18 protein-coding genes and 1 pseudogene are annotated in these 21912 nt (G+C 70.1%); 10 read left to right on the forward strand and 9 right to left on the reverse strand.

Annotated elements, in window-relative coordinates; all coding sequences use genetic code 11:
- The first annotated feature begins 465 nt into the window (after positions 1–465).
- The 3 genes from AB0D27_RS04135 to AB0D27_RS04145 are packed head-to-tail and all read left to right on the forward strand — an operon-like array spanning position 466 to position 3120.
- The gene (locus AB0D27_RS04135) at positions 466–912 is read left to right on the forward strand and encodes a MarR family transcriptional regulator (protein WP_362501781.1); all 447 of its coding nucleotides are present in this window, start codon (positions 466–468) and stop codon (positions 910–912) included.
- Positions 913–956: 44 nt separating this feature from the next.
- Positions 957–2678, forward strand: a complete 1722-nt coding sequence (locus AB0D27_RS04140; RefSeq protein ID WP_362501783.1) for an MFS transporter — start codon at positions 957–959, stop codon at positions 2676–2678.
- A gap of 37 nt (positions 2679–2715) precedes the next feature.
- On the forward strand, positions 2716–3120 hold the full coding sequence (locus AB0D27_RS04145) for a hypothetical protein (RefSeq protein ID WP_362501785.1): 405 nt from the start codon (positions 2716–2718) through the stop codon (positions 3118–3120).
- Between the two features lie 654 nt (positions 3121–3774).
- On the opposite strand, the gene AB0D27_RS04150 is transcribed toward AB0D27_RS04145, so the two are convergent.
- Positions 3775–5274, reverse strand: a complete 1500-nt coding sequence (locus tag AB0D27_RS04150) for a M1 family metallopeptidase (RefSeq protein ID WP_362501787.1) — start codon at positions 5272–5274, stop codon at positions 3775–3777.
- A 182-nt stretch (positions 5275–5456) separates the two neighbouring features.
- Between AB0D27_RS04150 and AB0D27_RS04155 the strand changes: the two genes are divergently transcribed.
- Positions 5457–7418, forward strand: a complete 1962-nt coding sequence (locus AB0D27_RS04155; protein WP_362501789.1) for a Xaa-Pro dipeptidyl-peptidase — start codon at positions 5457–5459, stop codon at positions 7416–7418.
- A gap of 2 nt (positions 7419–7420) precedes the next feature.
- On the opposite strand, the gene AB0D27_RS04160 is transcribed toward AB0D27_RS04155, so the two are convergent.
- Positions 7421–8434: an FAD-dependent oxidoreductase gene (locus AB0D27_RS04160; RefSeq protein ID WP_362501791.1), complete on the reverse strand. Its 1014-nt coding sequence runs from the start codon at positions 8432–8434 to the stop codon at positions 7421–7423.
- A 67-nt stretch (positions 8435–8501) separates the two neighbouring features.
- On the opposite strand from AB0D27_RS04160, the gene AB0D27_RS04165 reads away from it, so the two are divergent.
- Together AB0D27_RS04165 and AB0D27_RS04170 are read left to right on the forward strand one after the other, a co-directional pair.
- Positions 8502–9521 carry an oxidoreductase gene (locus AB0D27_RS04165; RefSeq protein WP_362501793.1) on the forward strand — a complete coding sequence of 340 codons (1020 nt, stop codon included), beginning with the start codon at positions 8502–8504 and terminating at the stop codon, positions 9519–9521.
- Between the two features lie 186 nt (positions 9522–9707).
- The gene (locus AB0D27_RS04170) at positions 9708–11354 is read left to right on the forward strand and encodes an ABC-F family ATP-binding cassette domain-containing protein (RefSeq protein WP_362501795.1); all 1647 of its coding nucleotides are present in this window, start codon (positions 9708–9710) and stop codon (positions 11352–11354) included.
- Between the two features lie 94 nt (positions 11355–11448).
- Here AB0D27_RS04170 and AB0D27_RS04175 read toward each other — a convergent pair whose 3' ends face one another.
- From AB0D27_RS04175 to AB0D27_RS04185, 3 genes are all read right to left on the reverse strand, one after another.
- Positions 11449–13827 carry a Tex family protein gene (locus AB0D27_RS04175; protein ID WP_362501797.1) on the reverse strand — a complete coding sequence of 793 codons (2379 nt, stop codon included), beginning with the start codon at positions 13825–13827 and terminating at the stop codon, positions 11449–11451.
- Between the two features lie 127 nt (positions 13828–13954).
- Positions 13955–14086 (reverse strand): LPFR motif small protein, encoded by a 132-nt coding sequence (locus tag AB0D27_RS04180; protein WP_362501799.1) that lies wholly within the window; start codon positions 14084–14086, stop codon positions 13955–13957.
- Between the two features lie 52 nt (positions 14087–14138).
- Entirely contained in the window at positions 14139–15005 is an 867-nt protein-coding gene (locus AB0D27_RS04185; protein ID WP_362501801.1) for a hypothetical protein, read from the reverse strand.
- A 113-nt stretch (positions 15006–15118) separates the two neighbouring features.
- On the opposite strand from AB0D27_RS04185, the gene AB0D27_RS04190 reads away from it, so the two are divergent.
- Positions 15119–16072: a GlxA family transcriptional regulator gene (locus tag AB0D27_RS04190; protein ID WP_362501803.1), complete on the forward strand. Its 954-nt coding sequence runs from the start codon at positions 15119–15121 to the stop codon at positions 16070–16072.
- Positions 16073–16092: 20 nt separating this feature from the next.
- Positions 16093–16727, forward strand: a pseudogene (locus tag AB0D27_RS04195) (DJ-1/PfpI family protein).
- A gap of 13 nt (positions 16728–16740) precedes the next feature.
- On the opposite strand, the gene AB0D27_RS04200 reads toward AB0D27_RS04195, so the two are convergent.
- Positions 16741–17484 (reverse strand): enoyl-CoA hydratase/isomerase family protein, encoded by a 744-nt coding sequence (locus AB0D27_RS04200; RefSeq protein ID WP_362501805.1) that lies wholly within the window; start codon positions 17482–17484, stop codon positions 16741–16743.
- A gap of 66 nt (positions 17485–17550) precedes the next feature.
- Here AB0D27_RS04200 and AB0D27_RS04205 point away from each other — a divergent pair, with 66 nt between their 5' ends.
- Positions 17551–18195, forward strand: coding sequence for an HdeD family acid-resistance protein (locus tag AB0D27_RS04205; RefSeq protein ID WP_362501807.1), 645 nt, complete (start codon positions 17551–17553; stop codon positions 18193–18195).
- A gap of 174 nt (positions 18196–18369) precedes the next feature.
- Positions 18370–18876, forward strand: coding sequence for an ATP-binding protein (locus AB0D27_RS04210; RefSeq protein ID WP_362501898.1), 507 nt, complete (start codon positions 18370–18372; stop codon positions 18874–18876).
- On the opposite strand, the gene idi is transcribed toward AB0D27_RS04210, so the two are convergent.
- The 3 genes from idi to galE all read right to left on the reverse strand — a co-directional run bounded on the left by idi (position 18877) and on the right by galE (position 21781).
- A complete protein-coding gene (gene idi / locus AB0D27_RS04215; RefSeq protein WP_362501809.1) occupies positions 18877–19470 on the reverse strand; it encodes an isopentenyl-diphosphate Delta-isomerase in 594 nt (197 codons plus the stop codon).
- Between the two features lie 257 nt (positions 19471–19727).
- The gene (locus AB0D27_RS04220) at positions 19728–20666 is read right to left on the reverse strand and encodes a cation diffusion facilitator family transporter (RefSeq protein WP_362501811.1); all 939 of its coding nucleotides are present in this window, start codon (positions 20664–20666) and stop codon (positions 19728–19730) included.
- Between the two features lie 134 nt (positions 20667–20800).
- On the reverse strand, positions 20801–21781 hold the full coding sequence (gene galE / locus AB0D27_RS04225) for a UDP-glucose 4-epimerase GalE (RefSeq protein WP_362501813.1): 981 nt from the start codon (positions 21779–21781) through the stop codon (positions 20801–20803).
- Positions 21782–21912: the final 131 nt, after the last annotated feature.

The following is a 21912-nucleotide window of genomic DNA, read 5'->3' on the forward strand; positions in this document are numbered from 1 at the left end:
GAGGGAGAACAGTGATGAGAGCATGTCCGCAGAAGCAGCCGACACCTGATCTTGTGCCCCGGCCCGTAACAGCTGTGTTGCCCATTTTCGGGTTCTGGCTCACTTTCTGCGGAATGTGAGCCAGAACCCATTTTCGTGAACATCGAACAGATGCCGACCGCAGTGCCTCCCGAAGTGGTGAACATCTGCTGTCCGTTCGTTCTCGTGGACAGAGCCAGCCCTCCAGATGCAGCCACAGGTGCAGTAGGGGAAGGCTCGTCCTCCGCGTAGTGGTGCCAGGTCGTGGTCACCCGCAGCAGCTGCTTGCCGACCAGGTCGGCGGCGAACAGCTCCTCATCGTCGGTCATCTGCCGCTGCTCCTATCGCCTGCCTGCTCAAACTGCTGCCTGCTCAAGCCGCTCACGCATCGGAACTGAGATCCAGGTCACGTTGACGATCGGCTCACCCCACTTCCATAATCCAGTTATGCATAACAGGGTTATGGATTCCGGTGGCTCCGGTGAAGAGCTCGTCGTCGCCTTTGAGCAGCTGGTCCGGTATGCGCGTCAGGTCAGCACGGCCGGGAGTCTGAGCATGGCGGCCTCGTCCGTGTTGGGCCGCATCGGCCGCGAGGGCCCCCAGCGGCTGACCGAGCTGGCGCGCGCAGAGGGCGTCTCCCAGCCCGGAATGACACAGCAGGTCACGCGTATGGAACGCGACGGGCTGGTACGCCGCATCGCGAGCACCGACGACCGGCGAGGCGTGCTGGTCGAAGCGACCGACGCCGGAGCCGACCTGGTCAGACAGCGGCGTGCCGAGCGTGCAGAGGCTCTGCGCGAGCTGATGGGCCGGCTTGATCCGCAGGAGCGGTCCGCGGCGGCCATCGCCCTCCCCGCGCTCGCCCGAGTGATCCAGGCCGAGGCGTCCATGTGACCGTCGGCATCGATGAGAGACAACCTTCCAGGAGAAAATAGGCAATGAGCACAACGCATGGGACAACGGCGAGCCCGTTCAAGCAGCCACGTGCTGTGTGGGCCGTGGCGTTCGCCTGCGTCATCTCGTTCATGGGCATCGGCCTGGTCGACCCGATCCTGCCCTCGCTCGCGAAGAACCTGCAGGCCACACCAAGTCAGGTGTCGCTGCTGTTCACCAGCTACCTGGTCGTGACCGCGGTCGCGATGCTCGTAGTGGGCTGGATTTCCAGCCGGATCGGCGCCAAACGTACGCTGATCATAGGCCTGGTGCTGATCGTCGTCTTCTCTGCGCTCGCCGGCGCCTCCGGTTCGATAGGCGGCATCGTCGGCTTCCGCGCCGGCTGGGGCCTGGGCAACGCCCTGTTCATCGCCACCAGCCTGGCGGTCATCGTCGCCTCGGCCAGCGGCGGCTTCCGCGGAGCGATCATCCTGTACGAAACCGCACTCGGTCTCGGCATCGCGGTCGGTCCACTGCTCGGCGGTGAACTGGGCACCATCAGCTGGCGCGGGCCGTTCTTCGGCGTCGCCGCGCTCATGGCCGTCGCCCTGATCGCCACGATCGCGTTCGTCCCCGAACTGCCCAAGCCCGACCACCGCACATCGCTGGCCGCCCCGCTCAAGGCATTGCGGCACCGCGGGCTGCTCACCATGGGCATCATGGCGCTGCTGTACAACTGGGGATTCTTCACCATGCTCGGCTACGCGCCGTACCCCATGGAGCTCGACGCCCAGCAGCTCGGCCTGGTCTTCACCGGCTGGGGCCTGCTGGTCGCCGCCTTCAGCGTGTACTTCGCGCCCCGCCTGCAAGCACGATTCGGCACCGCCCAGGTGCTTTACGGCAATCTGATCGGGCTCGCTATCGTCATGACGGTCATCGCCGTCGGCGTCAACAGCCCCGCCACCGTGATCGTCGCGGTCATCGTCAGCGGCGCGTTCATCGGCATCAACAACACCCTCACCACCCAAGCCGTCATGCTCGTCTCACCGGTCGAGCGATCGGTCGCCTCCTCGACCTACGGCTTCGTCCGGTTCATCGGAGGCGGCCTGGCCCCGTTCGTCGCCGGCAAGCTCGCCGAGGCCACCAACCTCAGCGTCCCGTTCTACCTCGGCGGCGCCGCCTTCATCCTCGCAATCTTCGTCCTCGCCTCGGGCCATAAGCTGGTCAACGCTGCGGAGAAAGACGAGGCACACGGCGAGACGGTGCGCCCGACCTTCGAGCGCGTCGGGGCCACCCCGGAGCCCGGGTACCGCCCGCTCATCGTGGCGGTCGGCGGCACCGAGGACGCAGTCCTGATCGTCGACGAGGCCGCCGCCGTCGCCCGCGACGCCGGCAGCGCGCTGGAGGTCGTCCACGTTCGTGAGACCGTCGTGATCGAGGAACAGGCCATCGACGCCGAGGACGCTGACCACGCACGCGCCGCGGTGCTCGCCCACCTCAACCACCTCGCCGCACACGGCATCACCGCCACCGGACAGGTACTCACCAGCATCGGCGACCACGCCACAGCCGGCAGGGTCCTCGCCCAGCACGCCGCCGACGTCGAAGCACACACCATCGCGATCGGCCGATCCCCGCGCGGACCGGTGGCACAGTTCACCGACGGCAGCTTCACCGCCGCACTCACCCACGCCGCGGCCTGCACCGTCGTCCTGGTCGAACCCGGTCGGACACCACACCGGTTGACGGCAGCGTCACTGGAGGAGCTGCGTACCAAGAGCGCGTAACGGAGACCGGCACGGCGCCGGCACGAGAGGAGCCACAGTGAGTGCGACGAACTGGATCGCGTACACGCTGGAGACCTTGGGGCTGATCACCGCCCTCGCCCTCTGCGCGAACGTCCCCCTGAGACGCCATACCGGGACACGACCGGGTCGGTTGGGCAGGCGCAGCGGGATCGCTCTGGGCTGGCGATGGGTCCTGCGCCGTGAGCGCCGCCGCGCCCGTGAGCGTGAGCTTCGGCTGCTGTCCTGCGCCCAGGCACAGATCACCACCACCTGGCCGGCGGGCGAGAACCCGAGGCGCTCCCCTGAGGTGCGGGACATCCTTCACACGCTGGGGAACGCCGCCTTCGACGCCGACTTGATCGGCGCATGGGACAAGTTGACGCGTCCCTACGTCTTCGAAAACCAGGGTGGCCAGTATTGGTTCGGCCTGCCGCAAAGCTGAGACAGGGCGTACCGCGGAACCGCGGTACGCCCTCGGGCGCTTCCCGTCCTTCGTCCTTCGTCCTCCGTCCGCCGAGAGGAGGTTGTCGTGCTGATCGCCGTGTCACTGGTCTGCGCCGTGCTTGCGGCCGCGAGCAACGCTCTTGGAAACGTGATGCAGCGTCGGGCCGCCCTGATCGTCCCGCAGTCCAACCCGCGTTGGCCTCGTGCGCCGCCGCGCAAGCACCGACGACCGGCCGTGCGTGCTGGTGGAGGCGGCTGACGCCGGACTCGACCTGATCAGGCGTCGGCGTGCTGAGCGCGGCCAGGCGCCGCAGCAGTTGGTCGACCGGCTTGATCCGCTCCGCACCACCACTGTGTCACCGCCTGCGCGCTGTCATGGTCCGGGATGCCGCCCCGGACCCCAGCTGCACGGATGGCGTACCACCAGGCCTCGGCCATGCCGGGCCCAGCCGCAGGGATGGGAATCCGTTCCACCCCACCGCATGGACAGAAAGCCCAGGGAGCGCACGCCAAGTTCTTTTCACGCAAGGGAAGACAGAAATGTCAGCAACACAGCAAGGGACTTCCGTTCCCTGCAGGGAAGTCACCGACGCGAACGGCCGCGTGTACCGAATGGGTGAGACCGATCGATCCATCCTGGGGAGACCCGGGCCTAGTTGGTCTGGCCCGTGTGGAGGTCGTTCGTCGCCGCGATCCTCTTCCACGACTTCGGCTGCGCGGGAGCCGCCGAGGCCTTAGCGATCGACGCGGTCCGCGCCGCCGGAGCGGCCGGCTTCGTAGGCTGGAACAGCCACGTGTCGAAGAGCGAGGCGAGCGACTTCCCGGACACCTGCTCGGCGTACTTCTGGAAGTCGCCGACCGACGCGTTGCCGTAGGCGTGCTCCTTCGGCCAGCCCTTCAGCACGGCGAAGAACGCGTCGTCCCCGATCTCGTTGCGCAGCGCCTGGACCGCCAGCGCGCCCCGGTCGTAGACCGCGATGTCGAACTGGTTGTCGGCGCCGGGGTCGCCGGGCTTGACCGTCCAGAAGGCGTCGTCCGCCGGGTGCGAGGCGTACACGTAGTCGGCGAGCTCCTGCGTCGTCCCCTCGCCCTCGTGCTCCGACCACAGCCACTGCGCGTACCGGGCGAAGCCCTCGTTGATCCAGATGTCCTTCCAGCCCTTCAGCGACACGTCGTCGCCGTACCACTGATGCGCCAACTCGTGGACGACGACAGAGGTGTTGGAGCCGTTCGCGAACTGCCGTGGGCTGTAGTACACGCGGGTCTGCGTCTCCAGCGCGTACCCGGTGGTGGTGTTGGGGACGTATCCGCCGGCGGAGCTGAAGGGATACGGCCCGAAGTAGCCGCTCAGCCAGTCGACGATTTCCCCGGTGCGCTCCACGCTGGCGCGCGCGGCGCCGTCGTTGTCGCCGAGGTCCTTGCTGTAGGCGTTGATGACCGGGACGCCGCCCTCGGACGTGCTGGTCGTGATGTCGAACTTGCCCACCGCGAGCGTGGTGAGATACGTGGCCTGCGGCTTGTTGGACCGCCAGTTGTAGCGGGTCCAGCCGAGCCGTGAACTCGTCGACTGCAGCGTCCCGTTGGAGATCGCCTGGGTTCCGTCCGGCACGGCAACCGACACGTCGTACGTCGCCTTGTCGAGCGGGTGGTCGTTGCTCGGGTACCACCACCACGCCGCCTCGGGCTCGTCCGCCGCGACCGCCCCGTCCGGGGTGCGGTGCCAGGTCGAGAAGCCGTACGCGCTCTTCGTGGACGGCACCCCGCTGTAGTGGACGACGACCGTGATCGGCGTGCCCTTGGGCAGCGGCTTCGCCGGGGTGATCTCCAGCTCGTGCTGGCCCGAGGTCGCGAACGACGCCTTCGCGCCGTTGACCCGCACCTCGCTCACATCGAGCAGGAAGTCCAGATCGAAGCGTGACAGATCCTGCGAGGTGGTGGCCAGAAGGGTCGCCGTACCCTCCAACTCGTCCGTCTGCGGCTGGTACTTGAGCCGTAGGTCGTAGTGCGAGACGTCGTATCCGCCGTTGCCGTAGGCCGGGTAGTAGGGGTCGCCGATGCCCGGTGCCCCGGGAGAATAACTGGCCGCCGATGCCGGGATCGCCAGCAGCAGGGAGGCCGCGAGAGCGCCCGGGGCGATGAGTCTGCGGTGCACGTCAAGCTCCAAGTCGTAGGGGCATGAAGTCTGTCCGGAGCCTATTCAGTCCCTGTGGTCCCGGTCATGTCCATGGCCGCCCCTGTCACACGATCGCCATTCGGCCGACATGAGTGATTCCGACTCATGGCCCTTTCACCGACCCTCTTTTGTACGGGAGTTGACCGGGGTACCTTCCGCGCATGCCGATACCAGCGCGCCGCATGCGCTTCATGACCTGGAGATCGCTCGCGACAGCGGCCACGGCCGCCCTGATGGCCGCCTTCCTCGCTCCCGCCGCCGCTCACAGCGCCCCACGGGAGAGCACCCCGGTCTATTCGTACGAGAACGCGATCCGTGAATCCGTCTGGGTGGACACCGGCCTCGACGGTGACAGCGACGGAAAGACCGACCGCGTCGCCGTCGACATCGTCCGGCCCCGTGAACTCGCCCAGCAGGGCCGCAAGATACCCGTGATCATGGACGCCAGCCCGTACTACTCCTGCTGCGGGCGCGGCAACGAAAGCCAGAAGAAGACGTACGACGCGAACGGTCACGTCGTCCAGATGCCGCTGTTCTACGACAACTACTTCGTACCGCGCGGCTACGCGTTCGTCGGCGTAGACCTGGCCGGCACCAACCGCTCCGACGGCTGCGTGGATGTCGGCGGCCGTTCCGACATCCAGTCCGCCAAGGCGGTCGTCGACTGGCTGAACGGCCGGGCCAAGGGATACACCACGCGCACCGGCGCCGCCGCGGCCAAGGCGACCTGGACCAACGGCAGGACCGGCATGATCGGCAAGAGCTGGGACGGCACGATCGCCAACGGTGTCGCCGCCACGGGCGTAAAGGGCCTCAAAACCATCGTGCCCATCAGCGCCATCTCCTCCTGGTACGACTACTACTTCGCCAAGGGCGCCCCGCTCTACGACTCGGGCCCGGACTGGCTGTCCGACTACGTGGACAGCCCCGACGCCCGGACCAAGTGCGCCGCCGTACAACGGAAGCTGGTCGACGAGGCGCCGCGCACCGGCGACTGGACCTCGCTGTGGACGGAGCGTGATTACGTCAAGGACGCTTCGAAGGTGAAGGCGAGCGTCTTCCTCGTGCACGGCATGCAGGACCTCAACGTGCGCACCAAGAACTTCGGCCAGTGGTGGGACGCCCTCGCCAAGAACGGCGTCGAGCGCAAGATCTGGCTCTCCCAGACCGGCCACGTCGATCCCTTCGACTTCCGCCGCGGCGCCTGGGTCGACACCCTGCACCGCTGGTTCGACCATGAACTGCTCGGCTACGACAACGGCATCGACGACGAGCCCATGGCCGACCTCGAACGCCACCCCGACCAGTGGGTCACCTCCAGTGTCTGGCCACCGCGCGCCACCGAGGCCGCAACCCTGCGTCCGGCCACGGGAACCCAGTCCGGCGTCGGCACCCTCGGACTCCGTACCGGCTCCGGCACCGAGGCCTTCACGGACAACCCGCAGCTGAGCGAGACCGACTGGGCCGCACACGTCGACCAGTCGACCCCCGACAAGGCGGGCTTCGTCACCAAGCCGCTCAGCCACGACCTACGGCTGTCCGGCTCCTCCAAGGTGACCGTCACCGCCACCCCGACCAAATCAACAGCCCATCTTTCCGCGGTACTTGTCGACCTCGGCCCGGACACCATCCGTGACTACGCCGCCGCCGGCGAGGGCATCACCACGCTCACCGACCGCACCTGCTGGGGCGCGAGCACGACCGGTGACAGCCCCTGCTTCAAGGTCGCGCAGGCGAAAAAGACCGACGTCGACTACACCGTCTTCAGCCGCGGCTGGGCCGACCTCGGCAACTACGCCTCGGACCTGAAGGGCGTCCCGCTCACTCCCGGCAAGGCGTACACCATCACCCTCGACCTGGCGGCCACCGACCATGTCGTCCCCAAGGGTCACCGGCTCGCACTGATCGTCGCCGGCACCGACAAGGACCTCATCGACCCGCCGTCGAGCACGCCGACCCTGACACTGGACCTGTCCCGTACGTCGGCCCGGGTCCCGCTGGTCGGCGGCGCCGACGCCTTCACCAGGGCGACGGCGGGTTCCACGGCGGCCCCGGACGCGTCCGTCCTTGACGGCGTACAGGGTCCGCGCACCGCCCTCCGGGTCCCGGGGGAGACCCGCTGAGTTCACCCTGCGGCGGCCGGGCCTTCGCCGACGGCGAGCCCGGCCGCCTGCCGCGCGCATCCCCACGCCACCGTGACCCCGGCACCGCCATGTCCGTAGTTGTGCACCAACACCCGCCCGTCCGGCAGCACTTGACGCTGCAGCCGCACCGCGTCACGCACCGGCCGCAACCCCACCCGATGGTCGAGCACACGCGCCCCGGCGACCTCCGGACGCAGCGCCGCGCACCGCTCGACGATCTCCGCCGCTACCGCCGGGTCGGGCGTCAGCGACCAGTCGTCCTCGTCGGTCGTGCCGCCCAGTACCAGCCGGTCCGGCTGCGGGAAGACGTACGTGGTCGTCCCGGCGGCCGGGTCCGTCGAGACGACCCAGCTGCGGACACCGGGATTCTCGACGATCACCAGCTGTCCGCGCACGGGCCGTACGGCCGGATCCGGTACGAGTTCCCGGGCGCCCAGGCCCGTGCAGTTGACGACGATCGGCGCCCCGGCCTCGGCGAGGTCCGTCACCGTGCGTGTCTCGATCGTCCCTGCCCCAGACCCCGTCCGGGGGGATCCCCATCTCGCTTCGCTCGCCCGCAGGAACCGCTCGCGCAGCCACCGCAGATGCACCGGCATGTCGATCAGTGGCAGCCGGGCCCACAGCCCGGTCCCCGGGTACTCCTCGGCCGTCGTCGCCCGCAGCCCCGGAAGCCGGGCGGCGGCCCATGGCCCCTGCTCGTCCAGCCGCGTCTCGCCGAGCACCCCCTCGACCACGCGTACGCCCGTCTCCTCCGGCCGCGCCGCCAACTCCTCGTACACGGAGAGCGACTGGAGAGCCCATGCGCGGGCGAGCGCCTTCGGCTCGATGCGGTACGGCCACCACAGCGCGCCCGCAACCGCCGAGGTGGTCCGCTCGGCGGGCTCCCGGGCCCACACCCGTACCCGGCTGCCGCCCTCGGCCAGGACAACGGCCGTCGTCAGACCGATGACACCGCTGCCGAGCACGATCACCTCTCCGCCGCGAGCGTTCTCCACGCGGGGACGGTAGCGGAAATATGTCATGCCGTGCTCACATCGCTCCCAGTCTGGGGATACTCACAGCATGTCTGCCGAGTACGCGACCTTCGGCCTGGCACCGGCGATGCGTGCCGGTGGAGTCCTCGCCAACGGTGACTACCAAGTGCACCGGGATTTCCTGGACTTCATCGTCGACGGGCGCCCGCTGCTGTTCCAGCTCTCCGACCTCGACGCGGTGTCCCCGCTCGCCTCCGACGTACCGCCCGCGATCTTCACCGCGCAGGTGCGCGGCCTCCTCCTGGAGGACGAGGCACCTCTCGACGGCGGCCGGTACTTCATTTACGGCTGCCCCGAGTGCGCGAGCCTCGAATGCGGTGCCGTCACCGCCGTCATCGAGAAGAACGGTGACGACTACGTGTGGCGCGACTTCGCCTGGCAGACCGACGAACGCGCCGACCTGGAGCTCAACGGCTATCACGGGATAGGGCCTTTCCGCTTCCGGGGCGCCGAATACCGCGGCGCCCTGAACTCCCTCCTCGACGGCGACTGGGCACCCCGTCGCCGTGTCCTGCTGATCGGGGCCCGCGTCGCGCTGCTCGCCAAGCTCGCCGCCGCCCTGCGCACCATCGGCATCGGCGCCGACATCGCCCGCGACACGACGGACGTGTCGGCCGAGGAACTCCGTACATACGGAGCCGTGGCCTTCGGACCGGCCGTCGACGCGCGGGAACGCGCCGCCGTACGGCAGTCCTTCCAGAGCGCCGGCGTCGACGTCGCCTACGTCGAGGGCCTCGCTCCGATCCTTCCGCTCCTGGTCGCCCAGACCGAGCACGCCCTGGACCGCCGCCCGCAGGAGCTGCGCCGGCTCACCCGCCTGGTCGCCGCCGACAAAGAGGCGGGCATCGAGGTCACCTCGACGTGCCGGGTCCGGCTGACCGCGTACCGGCTGGACCGCCTCTCCCGCACCCACGCGCACGACGTCTTTGACGGGATCCTGGAGCCGGGCCGGCACCGGGTCGCGCTGGACGCCAAGGCGGTGAAGGGGGAGGCGTTCCTCGTCGCGCGGACGACGGGGAGTGTGCTGGTGGAGGCGATGGCCCACTGACGGTGCGCGGGACGACCTCCTGACGGTGGCCGGGACGACCTCCTGATGGTGGACGCGGCGACCTCCTGATGGTGGGGGCGATGGCCAGCTGATGGTGGACGCGGCGACTTCCTGATGGTGGGGGCGATGGCCCACGGACAACCTAGGCGCGGGGCGGCTGGGCGGGCCGTTAGGATCGGGCTTCTGATGACTGCCACTCTCGTCGCCAAGAATCTCGCCGCCGGACACGGCGACCGCTCCCTCTTCTCCGGGCTCGACCTCGTTGTCGCGCCCGGCGATGTGATCGGGCTCGTCGGTGCCAACGGCGCGGGCAAGTCCACACTGCTGCGGCTGCTCGCCGGTCTCCTCACGCCGGAGCAGGGAGAGCTGCGCCTTTCCCCGCCGACCGCGACCGTCGGGCATCTGCCGCAGGAGCCGGAGCGCCGGGAGGGCGAGACCGTACGGGAGTTCCTCGCGCGCCGCACGGGCGTGGCCGAGGCCCAGCGTGTGATGGACGAGGCGACGCAGGCGCTCGTCGACGGGGCGCCCGGCGCGGACGACGCCTACGCCACGAGCCTGGAGCGCTGGCTCGGCCTGGGCGGCGCAGACCTCGACGAGCGCGCCGAGGAGGTCGCCGACTCCCTCGGGCTCCGCGTCGACCTGGACCAGCCGATGACGTCGCTGTCCGGAGGCCAGGCGGCCCGCGCCGGACTGGCGTCGCTCCTCCTCTCCCGCTACGACGTCTTCCTGCTCGACGAGCCGACGAACGACCTGGACCTGGACGGGCTGGAGCGCCTCGAACGCTTTGTTTCCGGCCTGCGCGCGGGCACCGTCGTCGTCAGCCACGACCGCGAATTCCTGACCCGCACCGTCACCAAGGTGCTCGAACTCGACCTGGCGCAGCAGCAGATCACCCTGTACGGCGGCGGATACGAGGCGTATCTCGAAGAGCGCGACACCGCCCGCCGGCACGCCCGCGACGACTACGAGGAGTACGCCGACAAGCGGTCCGCGCTCGAGGGCCGGGCCCAGATGCAGCGCTCCTGGATGGACAAGGGCGTCAAGAACGCCCGGCGCAAGGCGGGCAACGACAACGACAAGATCGGCCGCAAGTTCCGTAGCGAGGCCAGTGAGAAGCAGGCCGCCAAGGCCCGGCAGACCCAGCGCATGATCGAGCGGCTGGACGCCGTCGATGAGCCGCGCAAGGAGTGGGAGCTGCGCATGGAGATCGCCGCGGCGCCGCGCTCGGGCGCGGTCGTCGCCACGCTGCGGGACGCGGAGGTACGGCGCGGCGACTACACCTTCGGTCCCGCGACGCTCCAGATCGACTGGGCGGACCGCGTGGCCGTCACCGGCGCGAACGGCGCGGGCAAGTCGACGCTGCTGGGCGCGCTGCTCGGCCGGGTCCCGCTGTCCGGCGGGCATGCCACCCTCGGCTCCGGCGTGATCGTCGGCGAGGTCGACCAGGCCCGCAAGCTCTTCCACGGCTCCGAGTCCCTGCTCGACGCTTTCTGCGCGGCGGTCCCCGACACCGAGCCGGCCGAGGTCCGCACGCTCCTGGCCAAGTTCGGCCTCAAGGCGGAGCACGTCCTGCGCCCGGCGGCGACCCTCTCCCCGGGCGAGCGCACCCGCTCGGCCCTGGCCCTCCTCCAGGGCCGCGGCGTCAACCTCCTCGTCCTCGACGAGCCGACCAACCACCTCGACCTCCCGGCCATCGAGCAACTGGAATCGGCCCTCGACACCTACGAGGGCACGCTCCTCCTGGTCACCCACGACCGCCGCATGCTGGACGCGGTTCACACGACGCGCCGCCTGGAAGTGGCGGACGGCAAGGTGACGGAACTGCCGTCCTAGAGAGCGGCACGCCGTAGACACCGGTTCGCGATCCGACCCCAAGCTCAGCCCCGGTGCTGGGGCCCTCTCGCCAAGGCCCCAGCACCGGAAGAGGTCAGCCCCGACCCCGCTTGGGGTCAACCAACCCGGCCCGCCGCAACGCATCCGCCATCGCGCTGTTCCCAGGCGCCGGCGCCTGCCGAGGGGCGCCACCCCCTCCGCCGCCACGCCCCTGGCGCTGCTGCTGTCCCCGCTGCTGAGGCGGCCGCCCCCCGCGCTGGGGACGCCCGCCACCCTCCGGGGCGGCAGCCGCGGCCTCGTCGTCCAATCGCAGCGTCAGCGAGATCCGCTTGCGCGGGATGTCGATGTCCAGCACCTTCACCTTGACGATGTCCCCGGGCTTCACGACATCCCGAGGATCCTTGACGAAGGTCTTGGACATCGCGGAGACGTGCACGAGCCCGTCCTGATGGACACCCACGTCCACGAACGCCCCGAAGGCGGCCACATTCGTGACGACCCCTTCCAGCACCATCCCCGACGCCAGATCGGAGATCTTCTCGACGCCCTCCTTGAAGGTGGCCGTCTTGAAGGCTGGCCGGGGATCACGCCCGGGCTTCTCCAGCTCCTTCAGGATGTCCGTGACGGTCGGCAGACCGAACGTCTCGTCCACGAAATCGGTCGGCTTCAGCGAACGCAGCACACCGGTGTTGCCGATGAGGGACGCGACCTCGCTCCCCGCCGTCTTCACCATGCGCCGCACCACGGGGTACGCCTCGGGGTGCACGCTGGACGCGTCCAGCGGGTCGTCCCCGCCCCGGATCCGCAGGAATCCCGCGCACTGCTCGTAGGCCTTCGGACCGAGCCGGGTCACATTCTTCAGCGCCGTACGGGCCGTGAAGGGGCCGTTCGCGTCGCGGTGCGCCACGATGTTCTCGGCGAGCCCGGAGGTGATGCCGGAGACCCGGGAGAGCAGCGGTGCGGAGGCCGTGTTCACGTCCACGCCCACGCCGTTCACACAGTCCTCGACCACCGCGTCCAGCGAGCGGGACAGCTTCACCTCGGACAGGTCGTGCTGGTACTGCCCGACACCGATGGACTTCGGGTCGATCTTCACCAGCTCGGCGAGCGGGTCCTGGAGCCGGCGTGCGATGGACACGGCGCCGCGCAGCGACACGTCCATGTCGGGCAGTTCCTGGGAGGCGAACGCGGACGCCGAGTACACGGACGCCCCCGCCTCGGACACCATCACCTTGGTGAGCTGCAGCTCCGGGTGTTCGGTGATGAGTTCACCGGCCAGCTTGTCCGTCTCGCGGGACGCCGTGCCGTTGCCGATCGCGATCAGTTCGACCGAGTGCTGCTGGGCGAGGCGGGCGAGCTTGGCGATGGCCTCGTCCCATCTGTTCGCCGGGACGTGCGGGTGGATGACGTCCGTCGCGACGACCTTGCCCGTCGCGTCGACCACGGCGACCTTCACGCCCGTACGGAACCCGGGGTCGAGCCCCAGCGTCGCGCGCGTGCCCGCCGGGGCGGCGAGCAGCAGGTCCCGCAGATTCGCCGCGAAGACGTTCACCGCCTCGTCCTCGGCGGCCGTGCGCAGCCTGAGGCGCAGATCGATGCCGAGGTGCACGAGAATGCGAGTCCGCCAGGCCCAACGGACCGTGTCCCTGAGCCACTTGTCGGCGGGACGGCCGCGGTCGGCGATCCTGAAACGGTGGGCGACGATCCCCTCGTACGACGAAGGGCCCTCGACGGGCTCCTCGGGCTCCAGGACGAGGTCGAGGACCTCCTCCTTCTCGCCGCGCAGCAGGGCCAGGACGCGGTGCGAGGGCAGCTCCTTGAAGGGCTCGGCGAAGTCGAAGTAGTCGGCGAACTTGGCGCCCGCCTCCTCCTTGCCGTCCCGCACCTTCGCGGCGAGCCGCCCCCGCACCCACATGCGCTCGCGCAGCTCGCCGATGAGGTCGGCGTCCTCCGAGAAGCGCTCGGTGAGGATCGCCCGCGCGCCGTCCAGGGCGGCCTGCGGATCGGCGACGCCCTTGTCGGCGTCGACGAAGGCCGCCGCCGCGCCGAGCGGGTCGACCGACGGATCGCCGAGCAGGCCCTCGGCCAGCGGCTCCAGACCGGCCTCGCGCGCGATCTGCGCCTTCGTGCGCCGCTTCGGCTTGAACGGCAGATAGATGTCCTCGAGGCGCGCCTTCGTCTCTGCGCCTCTGATCTGCGCCTCGACCTCGGCGGTGAGCTTGCCCTGCTCGCGCACCGAATCGAGGATCGCGGCGCGCCGCTCCTCCAGCTCCCGCAGATAGCGCAGCCGCTCCTCGAGGGTGCGCAGCTGCGCATCGTCGAGCATCTCGGTCGCTTCCTTGCGGTAGCGGGCGATGAAGGGCACCGTCGAACCGCCGTCGAGCAAGTCGACGGCGGCCTTGACCTGCCGCTCCCGTACGCCGAGTTCCTCGGCGATCCTGCCTTCGATGGACCCTACGAGGGGTGTCGTCACGATCCCGTACCGCCTTCTCCACTGAGGTTGCGCGGCAATTGTGGCAGGTGACACCGACAACGGGGGATCAGGGCGGCACTGGAGCGCGTCCCGTGCCGAAAGACGGCACCAAGGGACGCGGGATCACTCAGGCGCGGCCGGTCCGCCCGGAGCGCGAGGCGCCGCCGAAGAGCCGGGCCAGCGCCCGGAACGGCAGCGTCACGACCGTGGCGATCGCCCCGCCGATCTGGCGCAGCACGTCCGCGATGGCACGCAACATGTCTCTCCCCTTTCGTCTCCCGGCACGGAGAGCCGGGAGACTTACGGGTACCTCAGCCCTTGCCGACCATGCCTTCCGGGAACGCCCCGGCGGCGAACGCCGTCATCAGGAGCCCCTTCGCCAACTCGGTGAGCCGCTCCACGCCCGCCGCGCCCAGATGCTCGTACGGCGCACGGTCGAGGCGGTCCGTCCGCGCCTCGATGTCCTGGCGCAGGGCCACACCGGCCTCGGTCAACTCGCCTTCGGCGTCGAGCAGCCCACGCTCCCGCAGCCGGCCGGCCGCCGCCTCCCAGTCCTCCCTGGACCAGCCGCGTGTGGCCAGCGCCCACCTGGGGGCCATGCCCTTGCCGGTCGCGGTGTGGCTCACCAGGGCCTCCACTGGGTCGAGTTCCGCGTCGAGCAGCACGGCGAGGTGACCGTCGCCGCGGTGCTCGCGCAGCAGGGTGGCCGCGTGCCAGAGGGCGAGGTGCGCAGCGTCGGGCACCGGGAGGTCCGCGTGGGCGGCGTACAGCGGGCGGGCGGTCCTGCGGCAGGCCTCGGTCGCGCGCAGCGCGAGTTCGGCGGCCTCGGCGACCTCCTTGGAGGCGATGACGTCCTCGCCGAGCAGCCGCCGCAGCGTCGCGTCGACGGCACGCGCGCGTGCCGCGAGCACGTCCTCGGGGGCGGCGGTCCGCCACACCTCGGGCAGGTGCTCGGCCACCAGCTCGTGGCGGAAGTTGTAGAACGTGGCCGTCACCGTGCCCGGGCCCACGGCGCCCATGGCCGCGGCCCGCACCGCGAAGTACGCGGCCCTGCTGTCCTCGATCCCGACCGCGGCCAGCTCCCGCTCCAGGTCGGGCGAGAAGTAGTGCGTCGAATGCAGCGGATTGAGGACGTTGTGGCAGCGCCGCCCGGCGCGCTCCGGCAGTGGAGTGGTCATAGCCGGAGGTTACCGACTGGTCGGTAGGTAGGGAATCCGGGGCGCGGGCCATGGCAGGAAAGGTGGGGTACTCGTCATTGCGGACATCGTCGCGGCCGCCAAGAATCAAGGACATGCGAACCGTTCTGGTCGTCCTCTTCGACGATGTGCAAAGCCTCGACGTCACGGGCCCTGTGGAGGTCTTCGCGGGCGCCAAGACCGGCCGCGGCGGCTCGTACCGTATCCGCACCGCCTCCCTGGACGGCGCACCCGTGCGCACCTCCAGCGGTCTCACCCTCGTCCCGGACCACGCGCTCGCCGACGCGCCCACCCCGCACACCCTGCTCGTCCCCGGCGGCCGGGGAACCCGGCATCCGAACCCCCGCCTGACCGACTGGCTGCGCGCGCACGGTCCGCGGGCCGAGCGACTGGTCTCCGTCTGCACCGGCGCCTTCGTGCTCGCCGCGGCCGGCCTCCTGGACGGCCGCCGCGCGACGACCCACTGGGCCTACTGCGACAAGCTCGCCCGCGACCATTCGGCGGTCCATGTCGACCCTGACCCCATCTACGTCCGTGACGGCCAGGTCTCCACCTCGGCAGGCGTCACCTCCGGCATCGACCTGGCCCTCGCCCTCGTGGAGGAGGACCTGGGCCGCGAGATGGCCCTCACCGTCGCTCGCCATCTGGTCGTCTTCCTGCGCCGCCCGGGCGGCCAGGCCCAGTTCAGCGCCCAGCTGGCCGCCCAGACCGCGCAGCGCGAACCGTTGCGCGAGGTCCAGCAGTGGATCACCGAGCACCCCGACCACGACCTGAGCGTCGAGTCCCTCGCCGCCCGCGCCAGTCTCTCGCCCCGCCACTTCGCCCGCGCCTTCCAGGCCGAGACGGGTATGACGCCGGGCCGGTACGTCGAGCGCGTCCGCCTCGAACACGCGCGGCGTCTCCTGGAGGACACCGCCGACGGCATCGAGGAGATCTCCCGCGCCTGCGGCTACGGCACACCCGAGGCGATGCGCCGCGCCTTCGTCAAGACGCTCGGCTCGGCACCGGCGGAGTACCGACGCCGCTTCCGGCCGGCACCCGTCCACTGAATCCCACCCGAAGGAATTCCATGCAGATCGCCATCGTCCTCTACGACCGCTTCACCGCCCTGGACGCCGTGGGGCCGTACGAGACGCTCGGCCGGCTGCCGGACGCGGAGACCGTCTTCGTCGCCGAGCGCACCGGCCCCGTCCGCGCCGACACCGGCAATCTGGCCCTGACCGCCGACAAGACCCTGGCCGACGTGCCGCACCCGGACATCGTGGTGGTGCCGGGGGCCCGGGCCAGTTCGCGCAGATGGAGAACGAGGTCCTTTTGGACTGGCTGCGGGCCGCCGACAACGCCAGTACCTGGACGACTTCGGTGTGCACCGGCTCGCTGCTGCTCGCCGCCGCCGGGTTCCTCGACGGGCGCCGGGCCACCTCCCACTGGCTGGCCCTGGACTTCCTCAAGGAGTACGGCGCCGAGCCGACGCAGGAGCGGGTCGTGTTCGACGGCAAGTACGTGACCGCGGCCGGCGTCTCGTCCGGCATCGACATGGGGCTCACCCTGCTCGGCCGGATCGCGGGCGACGAACACGCACAGGCCGTACAGCTGTTGACCGAATACGACCCGCGGCCGCCTTACGACGCCGGATCGCCGCAGAAGGCGCCCGCCCACCTCGTCGAGGAGTTCCGCACGAAGAGCCGCTTCATCCTCACGTAGTCCCCGTGAAGCCTCACGCGGTCCAGGTGAACCGCGGCTGCCGGCGCTCGAGGAAGGCGGCGACACCCTCCGCGGTGTCGCCGCTGCCCCGCGCCTGCTCCGCCCAGTACGCGTCCCGGTCCCCGCGCCCGTTCGCGAACTCCTTGGCCGCCGCCTGCGTCAGCAGCGAGCGCGCGGCCAGCACACGTGTGAACTCCCCGACGCGCTTGTCGAGTTCGCCCTCGGGCAGCACCTCGTCCACCAGGCCCGTGCGCAGCGCCCGTTCCGCGTCGATCAACTCGCCCGAGAACAGCAGGTACTTGGCGGCGGCCGGACCGACCAGCGCCGCCAGCCGTCGTGTCGAGGAGGCCGGATAGACGATTCCCAGCTTCGCCGGAGTCACCCCGAACAGCGCCCCCCGCTCCGCGAACCGCAGATCGCAGGCCGCCGCGAGCTGGGCCCCGCCGCCCACGCAGTACCCGCGAATCGCGGCCAGTGTCGGCTTCGGGAACGCGGCGAGCGCCTCCTCGGCGAGCACGGCCAGGCCCTGTGCCTCCTCCGGGTCGCCCCGCAGCGTCGAGATATCGGCGCCGGCACAGAACGTCCCGCCCTCGCCGGTGAGCACCAGCGCGTGTACATCGGCGTCAGCGGTCAACTCGTCGAGCAGCGGCGGCAGCGTGCGCCACATCCGCGTCGTCATGGCGTTGCGTTTCGCCGGGTGGTGGATGACGACGGTGGCGACCCCGTCGCCGATGCGGTGCGACAGCTGCGGCTCCATAGGCCGGATGCTATCCGCACCCGCCGAACGTACGATCAAGAAGAGGAGAGGCGCGAGGAGGCGCTGATGGTCACATCCCGCAAGGCCGGCCCCAAGGGTGAGACCGCCAAGCTCACCCGCAGCTTCGGCTGGATCGCGGCGCTCGGCGTGATCCTCGTGCTCGCGGGCGTCGTGGGCCTCGTCTACACTGCGGCCGCCACGCTGACCTCGATGATCCTGTTCGGCTGGCTGCTGCTGATCGGCGGCGCGGTCGGACTGATGCACGCGATCCAGGCGCGCGGCACCAACTTCTTCTGGCTCGGTGTCGTGGTCGCCGCCCTGAACCTCGCGGCCGGTGTGGTCGTCATCCGCAGACCGGACGCGGCCGCCGCCGCACTGACCATGTTCGCCGCGCTGCTGTTCCTGACCGGCGGGGTGTTCCGCCTGGTGGGCAGCGTCGTGGTGCGCGGTCCCCAGTTCGGCTGGACCCTCGTGCAGGGCGCCTTCGACCTGCTGCTCGGCATCCTGGTCCTCGCCTCCTGGCCGAGCAGCAGCAAGTACGTCATCGGCACCTTCTTCGCCCTCGCGCTGCTCTTCGACGGCCTCGGCCTGATCGCCACGGGGTACGGCGGACGGCGCATCGTGGGCATGGTCTCCGAGCGCCTCGTGGACGAGCGGACGGCGGCGAACGAATCGGGCGAGCCCGGTGCCAAACCCGTACAACCCGAATAGTTCGCGAAGTCGGCACAACAGGGACAGGAGCAGTCTTACAACTGACTGTGTCATACGCCGACGATCAGAAACCGTCGATACTCGCTGACTTCTGTTCAGTGCTCGGGTACGGACCAGCGCGTTACCAACACTCGATGTGTGGTGACAATCGAGCGCGAGGGCGGCGACCGGACGATGGACAACCTCGGGCGGGGGTCCGACCCGAGCCCTGAAGTCGGCGGAGACGTGACGGCCGACCGCAGGCCGCCGGGCCCGCTGCCGTACGAGGGAGTGTGGCGGTTCACCGCTCCCGCCATCGACTCGTCGGTCCCGCAGGCGCGGCACGCCGTCCGCGACCTGCTGATCCGCCAGGCAGTGCCCGCATCGGACGACCTCGTCCAGGGACTCCTGCTGATCGTCTCCGAACTGGTCACGAACGCGGTGAGGCACGCGGCCCTCCTGTCGCCGATGCTCGCCGTGGAGGTCGCCGTCGGCGCCGAGTGGCTGCGTGTCTCCGTGGAGGACAACCACCCCTACCGCCCGACCGCCCTGGAGGCCGACCACGGCCAGACCGGCGGCCGGGGTCTGCTGCTGGTGCGGGAGATCGCCAGGGAGTCGGGCGGAGTGTGCGACGTCGAGCACACGGCGAGCGGCGGCAAGGTGATCTGGGCCGCCCTGCCGCTCACCCCTGGCGTGCTCTGATCACCAGCCGGCCGACGGCCCCGTCAGCTCCCTGACCGCCGGACGCGCCGCGTCCAGCACGGTCATGAACCACGATGAGAAGGTGTCCTTCGCGTGCCGCTCCGCCAGCTCGGCGGCGGTCACGAAGGCGGTCGAGCCGACCTCCTCCGGGTCGGGCCGCAGCGGCGACTGCACCATCCCGACGAAGAGATGGTTGTACTCCTGCTCCACCAGCCCCGAGTCCGGGTCCGGGTGGTTGTAGCGCACCGTGCCCGCCTCGGCGAGCAACGACGGGGACACCCCCAGCTCCTCGTACGTCCGCCGGGCCGCCGCAGCGAAGGGCGCCTCGCCGGGGTAGGGGTGACCGCAGCAGGTGTTCGACCAGACGCCGGGGGAGTGGTACTTGCCGAGGGCGCGCTGCTGGAGCAGCAGCCGGCCGTGCTCGTCGAAGAGGAACACGGAGAACGCTCTGTGCAGCTGCCCCGGCGTCTGGTGGGCGGCCAGCTTCTCCGCCGTGCCGATCGTGTTGCCGTCCTCGTCGACCAGCTCGAGCAAGATCGCTTCAGAGGTGCCGTTCGACGAACTGTGCGTCGCGGTGGCAGGTGTGATCGGCATACCCATCCTTCGCATCGGTCTTCGAGCCCCAAGTCTGCCGTACGAAACCGGCACTCCCGGCACTTCGCGATTCCCGCATGTCCCGCCCCGCGGGCCCGCGGGAAGCGGCCGGATACCTGATCGTGCCCGGTGCCCACGGCGAGGAATCGTCCAGGACAAGGGCCATCAGGTGTTCGGGCAGAACGTCGAATGCGGGCCGGACGACGTACTCCGAAACAGCACCGTGCGTACGACGGCCGATCCGGCGCCCCGGAGCGTCAGTGACACAGGCGCGCCTCGTGCTCGGCGTGCCCGCTCGGCTCGAGCTGGAATGTGCAGTGCTCGACGTCGAAGTGGTCACCGAGGCAGCCCTGGAGTTCGTGGAGCATCTTCTCGTGGCCGATCGCACTCAGCACGTCGGAGCTGACCACCACATGGGCGGAGAGGACCGGCATGCCGGACGTGATGGTCCAGGCGTGCAGGTCGTGCATGTCCTCGACGCCCTGCAGGGCCAGGATGTGGGCGCGCACGTCCGCCATGTCGACGCCCTTGGGAGCCGCCTCCAGGAGCACGTCGAGCGTCTCGTGGAGCAGCTTCCAGGTGCGCGGGACGATCATCAGGCCGATGACGAGTGAGGCGATCGGGTCGGCGGCCTGCCAGCCGGTGGTCAGGATCACCACCGCGGCGATGATGACCGCCATCGACCCCAGCGCGTCCGCCACCACCTCGAGGAAGGCGCCGCGCACGTTCAGGCTGTCTTTCTGGCCCCGCATCAGCAGCGTCAGCGAGATGGTGTTCGCGACCAGGCCGATCAGGCCGAACACGATGGTCAGACCGCCCTCGGTGTCGGCGGGCGTGACGAAGCGCTGGACCGCCTCGTACAGCACGTAGCCGCCGACGCCGAGCAGCAGCAGGCAGTTGGCGAGCGCGGCGAGGATCTCGGCCCGCGCGTATCCGAAGGTGCGGTTCTCGCTCGGCGGGCGGCCCGCGAAGTGGATCGCGAGCAGCGCCATGCCCAGCCCCAGCGCGTCCGTCGCCATGTGCGCCGCGTCCGCGATGAGCGCGAGGGAGTCGGCGAGAAGACCGCCGACGATCTCGACGACCATGACGGTGAGCGTGATCGACAGCGCGACCCGCAGCCGCCCGCGGTACGCGGCTGTCGCCGTACCGGTCGGGGGAGCGCCGTGCGCGTGCCCGTGGTCGTGCCCAGCCCCCATGGAAGCCGCCTCCTGTGCTCTGCTCGGGATCACAGTGAACTACGGTTCCCGGGTATCGGGCAACGCGGCATTGAACACCGTTGTCATATGCTCTGACCTGCGGAAACGATCCGCAGGTCAGAGCGTTGACAAGATCACTCGGCCGGTGCTCCAGGGTGGCGCAGCGACCAGCCCCGCCACGCCGACTCGACCATCTCGCGTACCCCGCGCCGCGCGCTCCAGCCCAGCTCCTCGGCGGCCAGCGCGGCCGAGGCGACTGCGCGCGGTGCGTCACCCGGGCGGCGCGGCTCGACGACGGGGGGCCGACTGTCGCCGCTGACCTCGCCGATGAGGGTGATGAGCTCGCGGACCGACACTCCCTCGCCGCGGCCGATGTTCACCGTCAGATCGCCCGTCGCGCCGTCGGCCAGCCGCCGGGCCGCCGTGAGGTGTGCCTCGGCGAGATCGGCGACGTGGATGTAGTCGCGGACGCACGTGCCGTCCGGCGTCGGATAGTCGTCGCCGAAGATTCGCGGGGCCTCGCCGCGGGTGAGGCGGTCGAAGACCATGGGGATCACGTTGAACACACCGGTGTCGGCGAGTTCCGGCGCCGCCGCGCCGGCCACGTTGAAGTAGCGCAGACAGACGGTGGCGATGCCGTGCGCCCGGCCCGCCGCGCGCACCAGCCATTCCCCGGCGAGCTTCGTCTCGCCGTACGGGCTCATCGGGGCGCAGGGGGTGGTCTCCGTGATGAGGTCCGTATCGGGATTGCCGTAGACGGCCGCCGACGAGGAGAACACGAACCGCTTGACGCCCGCCCCCGCGACAGCCTCCAGGAGCGTCGCGAGACCGCCCACGTTCTCCTGGTAGTAGCGCGTCGGCTGGGCAACCGACTCGCCGACCTGCTTACGTGCCGCGAGGTGCACGACACCCGTCACCGCGTGCTCGGCGAGGACCCGCTTCAGCAGGTCCCCGTCCAGCGACGACCCCTGCACCAGCGGAATGCTCTCCGGAAGCCGGTTCGGCACCCCGGACGAGAGGTCGTCGAGGGCGACGACGCGCTCCCCGGCCTCCGCCATCGCCCGCGCCACGTGTGCCCCGATGTATCCGGCTCCGCCTGTGATCAGCCATGTCATGGACGCCAACCCTATGCCGGTCCCGTGTCCCGCCCACCCTGCCCCGCTTCGGCCCGATGCGCCGGTGTGCCCGGCGCGATGTCGGGAATGCACCGGTCTGGGGGCGCGGTTTGTGGCGTGGGCCCCGGATC

Source organism: Streptomyces sp. NPDC048415 (assembly GCF_040651675.1).
Taxonomy (GTDB): Bacteria; Actinomycetota; Actinomycetes; order Streptomycetales; family Streptomycetaceae; genus Streptomyces.